The following is an 11,290-nucleotide window of genomic DNA, read 5'->3' on the forward strand; positions in this document are numbered from 1 at the left end:
CCACCGCCGCGCAGCCGCGATACCCGACCGGCGGCCTCCCGAGCGCGCCGCCCAGCGGATCCCAGCCCGCGCCGCAGATCTACCGGTCACCGTCGGCGCACGCGGCGCCGCCGACCACGGCGCAGCCGGCGGCGCCCGCAACGGGCCGCATCGGCGGCGACTCGTCGATCCTCGCGACGTCGATGATGAAAATCCTGCGGCCGGGCAGGGCCGGGCCGGACGTGCCGGGCGCGATCAAGATCGGACGCGCGAACGACAACGACATCGTCATCCCCGAGGTCCTGGCCTCGCGCCACCACGCCACCCTGATCCCGACGCCTTCCGGCACCGAGATCCAGGACAACCGCAGCATCAACGGCACCTTCGTCAACGGCGTCCGGGTCGATTCGGCCGTGCTGCACGACGGCGACGTGGTCACGATCGGCAACATCGACCTGGTCTTTCACGGCGGCAAGCTGGCCCGCCGCGACCAGGCCGCCACCGCGACGCGCGGCGGCGGCCTCGACGTGCGCGGCGTGACCTGGACGATCGAGAACAACAAGACGCTGCTCGACAACATCTCGCTGACCGCCCTTCCCGGCACGCTGACGGCGATCATCGGACCCTCCGGCGCCGGCAAGTCCACCTTCGCCCGCTTGGTCGCCGGATACACGCACCCGACGACCGGAACCGTGTCGTTCGAGGGCCACAACATCCACGCGGAGTACGCCTCGTTGCGCAGCAGGATCGGGATGGTGCCCCAGGACGACGTGGTGCACGGGCAGCTGACCGTGCAGCAGGCGCTGATGTACGCCGCCGAACTGCGGCTGCCGCCGGACACCACCAAGGACGACCGCGCCCAGGTGGTGGCCCGGGTGCTCGAAGAACTCGAGATGACCCAGCACCTGCACACCCGGGTGGACAGGCTGTCCGGAGGACAGCGCAAGCGCGCGTCGGTGGCGCTGGAGTTGCTCACCGGGCCCTCGCTGCTGATCCTCGACGAGCCGACCTCCGGCCTGGACCCGGCGCTGGACCGGCAGGTGATGACCATGCTGCGGCAGCTGGCCGACGCCGGGCGCGTCGTGCTGGTGGTCACCCACTCCCTGACCTACCTGGACGTCTGCGATCAGGTGCTGCTGCTGGCCCCCGGCGGCAAGACGGCGTTCTGCGGGCCGCCCAGCCAGATCGGTGCCGCCATGGGCACCACCAACTGGGCCGACATCTTCAGCACCGTCGCCAGCGACCCCGACGGCTCCCGCGCCCGCTATCTGGCCCGCACGGGCCCGCCACCGGCCCCGCCGCCCGCGGAGAAACCGGCCGAACTGGGCGATCCCGCGCACACCAGCCTGGTCCGGCAGTTCTCCACCATCGCCCGGCGCCAGATGCGGCTGATCGTCTCCGACCGCGGGTATTTCGTCTTCCTCGCGCTGCTGCCGTTCATCATGGGGTCGTTGTCCATGTCGGTGCCCGGCGACGTCGGGTTCGGCATCCCGAACCCGATGGGCGCCGCCCCCAACGAGCCCGGCCAGATCCTGGTCCTGCTCAACGTCGGCGCGGTGTTCATGGGGACCGCCCTGACCATCCGCGACCTCATCGGTGAACGCGCCATCTTCCTGCGCGAACAGGCGGTCGGGCTGTCCACGTCGGCGTACCTGTTGGCCAAGGTCTGCGTGTACACCGTCTTCGCGATCGTCCAGTCGGCGATCGTCAGCGTCATCGCGGTGCTCGGCAAGGGCGCCCCGACGCAGGGAGCCGTGGCGCTGGGCAAGCCGGGCCTCGAGTTGTTCGCCGACGTCGCGCTGACGTGCGTCGCGTCGGCGATGCTCGGGCTGGCCCTGTCGGCCGTGGCCAAGTCCAACGAGCAGATCATGCCGCTGCTGGTGGTGGCGGTCATGTCGCAGCTGGTGTTCTCCGGCGGGATGATTCCGGTGACCGCACGCATCGGGCTGGATCAGATGTCGTGGGCGACGCCGGCGCGGTGGGGCTTCGCCGCGTCGGCGTCGACCGCCGACCTGACCAAACTGGTGCCCGGCCCGCTGACCCCGAAGGATTCGCATTGGCGGCACACCCCGGCGACGTGGTGGTTCGACGTCGGCATGCTGTTCGCGATCAGCGCCGTGTACCTGGGATTCGTGCGATGGAAGATCCGCCTCCGCGGCGGCTGAGCGCGCCTGTTCAGGCGCCCTTGCGGACCATCTGGTCGGCCGCGGCTCGCATGCGGTCGGACAGTTGCAGCAGACCGTGCTCGCCCACGCCCATTGGCAGCGTGTACGCGAGCTGCCGCAATTCGACGGCGTAGTTGCGCAGGTCTTCGCGGAGGCGCATCTCAACAGTGGGCATGACTTCTCCCTCAGGCCGGAACTGGGCGGCGTCCCTGGTCCGCGTCGACCAGCCGATCCGAGAATCTTCGCAGCCCGCCCGCGTATCCGCGAGAGCGCCGATGTGTTTTAACGGGAGTTTGACAGCGCGTTTACAGCGGGCCGTCGACCGGCGGGGGGCCGCCCAGCGTAACGCTACGGCGAAATCCCGGGCGCATTCTCGCCGTGGCGTTACGCTGGCGCTGCTTGGTGTAAGGCTGGCAGAAGGGCACAGGCGCCGGAATGGATTTCGAACTCGACGCGGGGCAGCGCGCCTGGCTCACCGAGATTCGCGAATTCCTGCGCGAGAACGTGACCCCCCAATTGCGGGCCGAGCTCGCCGAGCACGACCTGGAATATCCCCGGGGCGAGGTCGCCCGGTTCCGGCGCAAGATCGGCGAGCGGGGCTGGTTCGGGCTGAACTGGCCGCGTGAGTACGGCGGTCTGGGGCTGGGCGCGATGCACCTGCACCTGCTGATGAGCGAATTCGAATATTGGGGAGTGCCCGGCCCGGACCTGACGGTGACGTCGGTGGCGCCGATGATCATGCGGCACGGTACGGAGCGCAACAAGACCGAGTGGCTGCCCCCGATCGCCCGCGGCGAAATGATCTGCGCCGTCGGCTATTCCGAGCCCGAGGCGGGGACCGACCTGGCGGCCCTGCGGACCAGCGCCACCCGTGACGGCGACGAATGGGTGATCAACGGCACCAAGATCTGGAACAGCGGCGCCCAGCGCGCGACACACGAATGGCTCTGTGTCCGCACCGATCCCGGCGCCGCCCGGCATCGGGGCATCTCGGTCATCATCGTGCCGATTGATAGCCCGGGCGTCGAAATCCGCCCGCTCTACGCCTGGTCGGGATACCGCACCAACGAGGTGTGGTTCCGTGACGTGCGAGTGCCGGCCACCAATCTGGTCGGCGAGGTCAATCACGGCTGGACCTACATCACCGGCGCGCTCGATCTCGAACGCGGCGCGCTGACCAACGCCGGCGACCTGCGTCGCGCCGTCGAGGAGTTGCGCGAGCTGGCGGGCAGCCCGCGCCGCGACGGCACCGTGCCCGCCGACGATCCGTCGCTGCGCCGCCGCCTGGCGCAGGCGGAGGCCGACGTCGCGGTGGCCACCCTGATGGGCTACGAGGCGGCGTCCATCCTCGACAGCGGCGTCATCCCCACCGTCGAAGTGAGCGTCGAGAAGGTGTTCACCAGCGAGTTACGCCAGCGCATCGCCGACCTGGCGCTCGACCTCCTCGGCCCGGACGGCCTGTTGGCGCATCGCAGCCAACAGGCCCCGCTGGCCGGCAAATTCGAGCGGCTCTACCGGGCCGCCCCGCTGATGCGCTTCGGCGGCGGCACCAACGAGGTGCTGCGCGACATCATCGCGCAGCGCGGGCACGCGATGCCGTCCTACGGACGCTGACTTTGGGCCTCGCGCAGCACCGATGAAGACGATCCCCACCGCCGAGCAGCGCGCGTTCGCCGCGGCGCTGCGCGCGCTGCTGGCCGCCGAAAACCCGATCACGCTGGTGCGCGCGCTCGGCGAACCCGGCGCCGAGCGCAGCACCCCGGCGCTGTGGAAGGCGCTGGCCGACGCGGGCGTCTTCGGCCTCGCCATCGGCGAGGAGTACGGCGGGGCCGGCGGCTCCCTCGACGATCTGGCCGTCTTCTCCACCGAGGCCGGCCGCGCCCTGTGCCCGACGACGGTGCACAGCAGCGTGCTCGCCGCGCTGGCCGTCGACCAACTCGGCTGCCCGGAACTCAAGGCGCGCTGGCTGCCGCCGCTGGCGTCCGGGAGCGTGCGGGGCACCACCGCGCTGCACAACGCCCGCGACGCCGCCGTCGTCACCCCGGTGCTGCGCGCCGATCCCGACGCGCACCGCTGGCGGCTCACCGGAACCGCGGACTACGTCCTCGATGCCGACGTCGCCGATGTCCTAGTGGTGTCCGCCGCGGCCGCCGCGCGCACGCTGGCCTTCGTCGTCGACGTCCGGGCCGGTGGTGTCGGCGTCGAACCGCTCGACATGGCCGGCGGCGTCCGCGCATTCACCGTGCGCTTCGACGACGTGCGGGCCGACGCAACGCTCGACGGGATCACCGCGGCATCGCTGCGCCGGCTGGCCAACACCGCCGTGGCGCTGGGATCACTCGACCTGGTGGGCGTCGGACAGGCCGTGCTGGAGCGCACCGTCGACTACACCAAGCTGCGCCACCAATTCGGCCGGCCCATCGCGTCGTTTCAGGCCGCCCAGCATCTCGTCGCCGACATGCACATCGCCCTGGCGGCCGCGCGACTGGCCGCGCACGCGGCGGTGTTCTGGCTGGGGCGCGGACGCGTCGCGAGCCGTGAGACGGCCATCGCGCGCATGCACGCGGCCACCGCGGCGCGGCTGATCACGCTGGACGCCCACCAATTGCACGGCGGCATGGGCTACGTCACCGAGACCGACCTGCATCTGTTCAGCGAGCGAGCCAGGCTGGGTTCGACATTCGGCGGCGGGGCCGACGTCGCCGCGGGCTGGCTGCAGCGCAGCATGGACGACGAAGGGGAGTGCGGTTGAGCGAGGACAGTTTGATCGATGCGGAATCGGCGGCGCGGGTGGGCACCGTCGCGGCGTCGGCGACCGGTGAGGTGAACCGGCGCGACTGGCAGCGTTGGGCGGCGGCGGTCGGCGACCACAACCCGCTGTATTTCGACCCGGATTACGCCCGGGCCAACGGATACCGCGACATCATCTGCCCTCCGTTGTTCCTGCAGTACGCCATCCTCGGCGTCTCGCCGCTGCAGTCGCTGCGTCCCGACGGGTCGTCCGGCGCGGTCTCCGGCAGCCTGGCGTTCCCGCGCGCCCCCAAGCGGATGGCCGGCGGCGAGAGCTTCACGTTCCACCTGCCCGCCTATCACCGCGACGAGATCGAAATGGTGCGCACCATCTCCTCGATCGTCGAAAAACAGGGCCGCTCCGGCAGATTCGTCCTCGTCACCTGGCACACGGTGTACCGCAACCAGGATCGCGACCTGCTGGCCGAAGCGTCGACCTCGATGATCGCCCGCCCGTAGAAAGGCCCCGGTGCGCCATGACCGATCAGCAACCGTTTTTCGACGACATCGCCGTGGGCGAACACATTCCCGCGCTGACCGTCACCGTCGACGAAACGCAGATGTTCTTCTTTTCCGCCGCCACCTACAACGGCCACCGCATTCACTACGACAAACAGTGGGCGCGCGACACCGAGGGCTACGACAACGTCCTGGTGCACGGCCCGCTGCAGGCGGCGCTGCTGGCCCGCGCCCTCGGCGACTGGATCGGCGGACGCGGCCGGCTGGTGTCCTTTTCGGTGCAGAACCGGGCGATCGCGTATCCCGGCGAATCGCTGAGCTTCGGCGGCGAGGTCACCGGTAAACGGCTGAGCGACACCGGGACCGGGCTGGTCGATCTCGTCATCGCCGGGCGCCGCGACGACACGATCCTGATGCCCGGCATGGCCACGGTCGAGTTGCCGATCCGGAGAACCGAGCCGTGACCGGGCTGCGCGGTGAGGCCGCCATCGTCGGCATCGCGGAGTTGCCGGCGCAGCGCCTCCCCACCCGGGCGCCGCTGTTCACCCTGGACCAGTACGCGGTGCTGGCCAAGCTGGCGATCGAGGACGCCGGGGTGGATCCCGGCCGTGTCAACGGCCTGCTGACCCACGGCATCGCCGAATCGGCCATGTTCGCGCCGGCCACGCTGTGCGAATACCTGGGCCTCGCACTGGATTTCGGCGAGCGAGTCGATCTGGGCGGGGCGACGTCCGCCGGGATGATCTGGCGCGCCGCGGCGGCCGTCGAACTCGGCATCTGCGAGGCGGTGCTGGCCGTGGTGCCCGGGTCGGCGGCGGTGCCGCGGTCCGAGCGGCGACCCGCGCCCGACCCGAATTGGTATGGGGCGTCGTCGAACAACTACGGCTCGCCGCAGGCCGAGTTCGAGATCCCCTACGGCAACGTGGGCCAGAACGCGCCGTACGCACAGATCGCTCAGCGCTACGCGGCCGAATTCGGCTACGACCCCGCCGCGGTCGCCAAGATCGCCGTCGACCAGCGCACCAACGCGGGCGCGCACCCCGGCGCGGTTTTTCACGGCACCCCCATCACGGTCGGCGACGTGCTGGACAGCCCGATGATCGCCGACCCCATTCACATGCTGGAGACGGTGATGCGGGTGCACGGGGGAGTGGGCGTGCTGATCGCCAACGCCGACCTCGCCCGCCGCGGCCGCCACCGCCCGGTGTGGATCAAGGGCTTCGGCGAACACATCGCCTTCAAGACCCCGACCTACGCCGAGGACCTGCTGTCCACCCCGATTGCGCGCGCCGCCGACCGGGCCTTTGCGATGGCCGGGCTCGACCGATCCGACGTCGACATCGCGTCGATCTACGACTGCTACACCATCACGGTGCTGATGAGCCTCGAGGACGCCGGATTCTGCGCGAAAGGCCAAGGCATGTCGTGGGTCAACGAGCACGACCTGACCTACCGCGGCGACTTCCCGCTCAACACCGCCGGCGGCCAGCTGTCCTTCGGGCAGGCCGGCATGGCCGGCGGCATGCACCACGTGGTCGACGGCGCGCGCCAGATCATGGGCCGGGCCGGCGACGCGCAGGTACCCGACTGCCACACCGCGTTCGTCACCGGCAACGGCGGCATCATGAGCGAACAGGTCGCGCTGCTCCTGCGGGGGGACTGAAGATGAGCCGGCCCATCCCCGAGCCCACACCCGTCTCGCAGCCCTTCTGGGACGGCCTGGCCCAGCACCGGATCCTGGTGCAGTACTCGCCGTCGGCACGGCGCTACGTGTTCTATCCGCGCACCCTGGCCCCCGGAACCCTGGCCGACGACCTGGAATGGCGCGAAATCGACGGTGCCGCAACGCTATACACGTTCACGATCGCCCGCCGGCCCACCGGCCCACCATGGGCCGACGCGCTCCCGCAGCTGCTCGCGGTGGTGCAATGGGATGCCGGACCGAAGTTCAGCACCGAGTTGGTCGACGTCGACCCGGGCGACATCCGCATCGGGATGCGGGTCCAGCCGGTGTTCTACGATCTGCCTGAAGGGGGCATCACCCTGCTGAAGTATCGGCCCGCATGACCTCGACGGTGAGGTCGGAGGTGCACATGGACGACGTCATCGTCATCGGCGCCGGGTTCGCCGGGCTCTACGCCGTGCACCGGGTCGCCTCCTCGGGCCTGTCGGTCACCGCCCTCGAGGCCGCCCCCGACGTGGGCGGCACCTGGTACTGGAACCGCTATCCGGGTGCGCGCTGCGACGTCGAAAGCGTGGACTACTCCTACTCATTCGACGAAGAACTGCAGCGGAGCTGGCAGTGGAGCGAACGCTTCGCCGCCCAACCGGAGATCCTGCGCTACCTGCGCCACGTCGCCGACCGCTTCGATCTGCGCCGCCACTACCGATTCGGGGTCGACGTCATCGGTGCCACCTTCGCCGGGGGCCGCTGGCACGTCGACACCGCGACCGGCGACAGTTACGCCGCACAGTTCCTGGTATGCGCGACCGGCTGCCTGTCGGCGCTGAATCGTCCCGATATCCCCGGCGCCGAGGACTTTTCGGGACAGGTTTACTTCACGGCCGCGTGGCCGCGCGAAGACCCCGAGCTGCGCGGCAAGCGGGTGGGCCTGATCGGCACCGGATCGTCCGGCATCCAGGTGGCCCCGATCATCGCCGCCAGCGCCGAAAACCTGGTGGTATTCCAGCGATCCGCGAACTACACCATCCCGATGCCGAACCGGCCGTGGTCGGCCGAGGAGCAGCGAGAAATCCAGGAGCGGTATCCCGAGCGCCGCCGGGCCTCGGCCTACGCGGCGGCGGGCACCCCGCACGGCACCTACCACAAGAACGCCCTCGACACCGAACCGCACGAGCGCAACGAAGCGCTGTGGCAGCGTTGGCGCGAAGGGGGCGTGCTGTTCGCCAAGACCTTCCCCGACCAGACCAGGGACCTGGCCGCCAACGACATCGCGAGGACGTTCGCCGAGCAGCGGATCCGCGAGATCGTCCACGATCCCACCGTCGCAACCGATCTCATCCCGGTCGATCACCCGATCGGAACGAAACGCATCTGCACCGACGACGGCTACTACGCCACCTTCAACCGCGACAACGTTCGGCTGGTGAACCTGCGCCGCGAACCCATCGAGGCGATCACCGCCGAGGGCGTGCGCACCAGCGCGACGACCTACCCGTGCGACGTGCTGATCTTCGCGACCGGCTTCGACGCCATGACCGGCGCGCTGACCCGAATCGATCCGAAAGGCCCCCGGGGACAACGACTGCGCGACATCTGGGCCGACGGCCCGGTCACCTTCCTCGGGCTGATGGTGCCCGGTTTGCCCAACCTGTTCACCATCAGCGGGCCGGGCAGCCCGTCGGTGCTGGCCAACATGGTGCTGCACGCCGAGGTCCAGGTCGACTGGGTGGTCGACCTGGTGCGGGCCGCGCGGCGCCTCGGTGTGGCCGAGGTCGTGCCACGCCACGACGCGGCGATCGCCTGGACCGAACACGTGGCCCAAGCGGCCGAGCGCACGCTGTTCCCCAGGGCGGCATCGTCGTGGTACCTGGGCGCCAACATCGAGGGCAAGAAGCGGGTCTTCATGCCCTACATCGGCGGCTTCGGCACCTATCGGCGGCACTGCGACGAGGTGGCCCAAAACAACTACGCGGGGCTGGTGTTCACCAGCCGATGACGACGTCGAAGAGGAAGTGAACCCGTGGTCGAGACGGTCCAACAGCTACTGCGGCAACGTCGCCACGACGACACCCCGGCGCTGGTTCACGGCGAGCGGACCTGGACCTGGCGCGAGCACCTCGCCGAAGCCGAGGCGGAGGCCGCCGCGCTGATCGCGCTCGCCGACACCGCACGGCCGCTGCATGTCGGCGCCGTACTGGGCAATTCCCCGGCCATGTTGCGCGCCATGGCCGCGGCCGCGCTGGGCGGCTACGTGTTGTGCGGGATCAACACCACGCGGCGCGGGCCGGGATTGCTGGCCGACATCCGGCGCTCCGACTGCCAGCTACTGCTCGCCGACCCGGAGCACCTGGAACTCCTGAACGGGTTGGACCTCAACGGCATTCAGGTGATCGATGTGGCCGGCGGCCGCTACGCCGACGCCGTCGCTTCCGCGCCACCGCTGGTTGCGCATCGCGAGGTGACCGCCGCCGACACCCTGATGATGATCTTCACCTCGGGCACCAGCGGTGACCCCAAGGTGGTGCGGTTCGCCCACGGCATGGCGATCATGTGCGGTGCCAGCCTGATCTTCCAGTACGACGTCACCGCCGACGACGTCTGCTACCTGTCGATGCCGCTGTTTCACTCCAACGGCGTCGCCGCCGGCTGGGCGGTCGCCATCGGCAGCGGGGCCACCATGGTGCCGGCGCGGTTTTCGCCGTCCCGCTTCCTCGACGACGTCCGTCGCTATCGCGTCACCTACCTGAACTACGTCGGCAAGCCGCTGGCGCTGATCCTGTCCACGCCCGAGCGCCCCGACGACGCCGACAACACCCTGCGGGTGGCCTTCGGCAACGAGGCCACCGACCGCGACATCGCCGAATTCGCAAGGCGTTTCGGGTGCCGGGTCGTCGACAGCTTCGGTTCGAGTGAATTCGCGGTGATCGTGGTGCGCGAAGACGGCACCCCACCCGGCTCCATCGGCAAGCCGTACCCGGGGGTAAGCATCTACAACTCGACGACACTGCGGGAATGCGAGCCCGCGAAGTTCGACGCGCACGGGGCGCTGACCAATTTCGACGAGGCCGTCGGTGAACTCGTCAACACCCATGGGGCGGGGCCCTTCGCCGGCTACTACAACGATCCGGGCGCCACCGCGGAGCGGATGCGGCACGGGATGTACTGGTCGGGCGACCTGGCCTATCGCGACGACGACGGCTGGATCTACCTGGCCGGGCGCACCGCCGACTGGATGCGGGTGGACGGGGAGAACCTGGCCGCCGGGCCGGTCGAGCGAATTCTGGCGCGACTGCCCGAGGTCAGCCAGGTCGCCGTCTACGCCGTTCCCGACGACCGGGTCGGCGACCAGGTGATGGCCGCCCTGGTGCTGCGGCCCGGTGCGCAGCTCAGCCCCGACGACTTCGCGAAATTCCTTGCCGCGCAGCCGGATCTGTCACCGAAGGCGTGGCCGCGCTACGTGCGGATCAACGATCAGCTGCCCGCGACCGCGACCAACAAGATCCTCAAGCGGGCGCTGATCGCCGCGGGTGTCACCGCACAGGACGGGTTGTTGTGGACGCGCCCCGCACGCGGCACCAGTTATGCGCCGGTGAGCGAAAACGCCGTCGGTCGTGCGGCCCCCAGCGTCTCAGGCGCATGAACCGGGCCTCAGCCCGCTTCCTCGACGGGCGCGGGCTGGGGTGCCTCCCCGAACCGCGCCAGCACCAGCGTTGCGGACACGGCGACGGCGAACCCCGCGATCACCAGCCAGCCCAACCCGGCGCGCGCGGTGTCGCCCAACCACACCACCCCGACGAACGCCGGTGCCAGCGTTTCGCCGACCACCATGCCGGCGACGGCCGTGGTCACCGATCCGCGGTGCAACGCGGAGGTGAGCAACAGGAAACCCGCGGCCCCGCCGGCGGCCGCCGCGTACAGCGCCGGGTTGGTGTAGAACGCCCGTTTGGTGGGATCGATCGCCTCGATCAGCCGCACACCCACCTCGACGACGCCGAAGCCGCTTCCGGCGGCCAACCCCAGCGCGAGGGCTCGCGCGCGGTCGGGCAATCGCCCGGCCGCGGCGCCGCCGAGGAAGATCGCGGCCACCACCCCCAGCAGCGCCCAGCCGAGCCCGGCCGGGGCGTGCCGAAAGTGGCCCGGCCCGGCGGCCAGGGCGAGGGCGACCAGGCTGAGGCAGACCACCCCGACGGCCGTCCATTCCGCCGGCGACAGC

At 70.2% G+C, this 11,290-nt stretch carries 10 protein-coding genes and 1 pseudogene; 9 read left to right on the plus strand and 2 right to left on the minus strand.

Annotation, left to right across the window (positions count from 1 at the left end):
* Positions 1-2,144: ATP-binding cassette domain-containing protein (locus tag A9W96_RS19125; RefSeq protein ID WP_067142097.1), on the plus strand; the 2,144-nt coding region annotated here is incomplete at its 5' end.
* Positions 2,145-2,154: 10 nt separating this feature from the next.
* Here A9W96_RS19125 and A9W96_RS32265 read toward each other — a convergent pair.
* Complete coding sequence (locus A9W96_RS32265) at positions 2,155-2,319, minus strand: hypothetical protein (RefSeq protein WP_165827963.1); 165 nt, start codon at positions 2,317-2,319, stop codon at positions 2,155-2,157.
* Positions 2,320-2,579: 260 nt separating this feature from the next.
* On the opposite strand from A9W96_RS32265, the gene A9W96_RS19130 reads away from it, so the two are divergent.
* The 8 genes from A9W96_RS19130 to fadD1 are packed head-to-tail and all read left to right on the plus strand — an operon-like array spanning position 2,580 to position 10,717.
* Positions 2,580-3,758, plus strand: a complete 1,179-nt coding sequence (locus tag A9W96_RS19130; RefSeq protein ID WP_067142100.1) for an acyl-CoA dehydrogenase family protein — start codon at positions 2,580-2,582, stop codon at positions 3,756-3,758.
* A gap of 22 nt (positions 3,759-3,780) precedes the next feature.
* Positions 3,781-4,896, plus strand: a complete 1,116-nt coding sequence (locus A9W96_RS19135; protein WP_067142103.1) for an acyl-CoA dehydrogenase family protein — start codon at positions 3,781-3,783, stop codon at positions 4,894-4,896.
* Positions 4,893-5,393 (plus strand): MaoC family dehydratase N-terminal domain-containing protein, encoded by a 501-nt coding sequence (locus A9W96_RS19140; protein ID WP_066880057.1) that lies wholly within the window; start codon positions 4,893-4,895, stop codon positions 5,391-5,393. Before A9W96_RS19135 ends, A9W96_RS19140 begins: the two co-directional genes overlap by 4 nt.
* 17 nt (positions 5,394-5,410) lie before the next feature.
* Entirely contained in the window at positions 5,411-5,857 is a 447-nt protein-coding gene (locus tag A9W96_RS19145; protein ID WP_066866468.1) for a MaoC/PaaZ C-terminal domain-containing protein, read from the plus strand.
* On the plus strand, positions 5,854-7,056 hold the full coding sequence (locus A9W96_RS19150; RefSeq protein WP_067142106.1) for a thiolase family protein: 1,203 nt from the start codon (positions 5,854-5,856) through the stop codon (positions 7,054-7,056). The genes A9W96_RS19145 and A9W96_RS19150 overlap by 4 nt, the downstream gene beginning before the upstream one ends.
* Positions 7,057-7,058: 2 nt before the next feature.
* The gene (locus tag A9W96_RS19155) at positions 7,059-7,460 is read left to right on the plus strand and encodes a Zn-ribbon domain-containing OB-fold protein (protein WP_066880048.1); all 402 of its coding nucleotides are present in this window, start codon (positions 7,059-7,061) and stop codon (positions 7,458-7,460) included.
* Positions 7,457-9,073: an NAD(P)/FAD-dependent oxidoreductase gene (locus A9W96_RS19160; protein WP_067142108.1), complete on the plus strand. Its 1,617-nt coding sequence runs from the start codon at positions 7,457-7,459 to the stop codon at positions 9,071-9,073. Before A9W96_RS19155 ends, A9W96_RS19160 begins: the two co-directional genes overlap by 4 nt.
* 24 nt (positions 9,074-9,097) lie before the next feature.
* Positions 9,098-10,717, plus strand: a complete 1,620-nt coding sequence (fadD1, locus tag A9W96_RS19165) for a fatty-acid--CoA ligase FadD1 (RefSeq protein WP_067142111.1) — start codon at positions 9,098-9,100, stop codon at positions 10,715-10,717.
* 8 nt (positions 10,718-10,725) lie between these two features.
* Here the strand turns inward: fadD1 and A9W96_RS19170 are convergent.
* Positions 10,726-11,290: pseudogene (locus tag A9W96_RS19170) on the minus strand (hypothetical protein); the annotation flags it as partial.

The organism is Mycobacterium sp. 1245852.3 (assembly GCF_001669335.1).
Taxonomy (GTDB): Bacteria; Actinomycetota; Actinomycetes; order Mycobacteriales; family Mycobacteriaceae; genus Mycobacterium; species Mycobacterium europaeum_A.

What these genes read in the sequence shown, in the direction of transcription:
- A9W96_RS19155 (WP_066880048.1), top strand. Translation starts at nt 7,059, where the DNA reads ATGAGCCGGCCCATCCCCGAGCCCACACCCGTCTCGCAGCCCTTCTGG.
- A9W96_RS19160 (WP_067142108.1), top strand. Translation starts at nt 7,457, where the DNA reads ATGACCTCGACGGTGAGGTCGGAGGTGCACATGGACGACGTCATCGTC.
- A9W96_RS19145 (WP_066866468.1), top strand. Translation starts at nt 5,411, where the DNA reads ATGACCGATCAGCAACCGTTTTTCGACGACATCGCCGTGGGCGAACAC.
- A9W96_RS19135 (WP_067142103.1), top strand. Translation starts at nt 3,781, where the DNA reads ATGAAGACGATCCCCACCGCCGAGCAGCGCGCGTTCGCCGCGGCGCTG.
- A9W96_RS32265 (WP_165827963.1), bottom strand. Translation starts at nt 2,319, where the DNA reads ATGCCCACTGTTGAGATGCGCCTCCGCGAAGACCTGCGCAACTACGCC.
- A9W96_RS19130 (WP_067142100.1), top strand. Translation starts at nt 2,580, where the DNA reads ATGGATTTCGAACTCGACGCGGGGCAGCGCGCCTGGCTCACCGAGATT.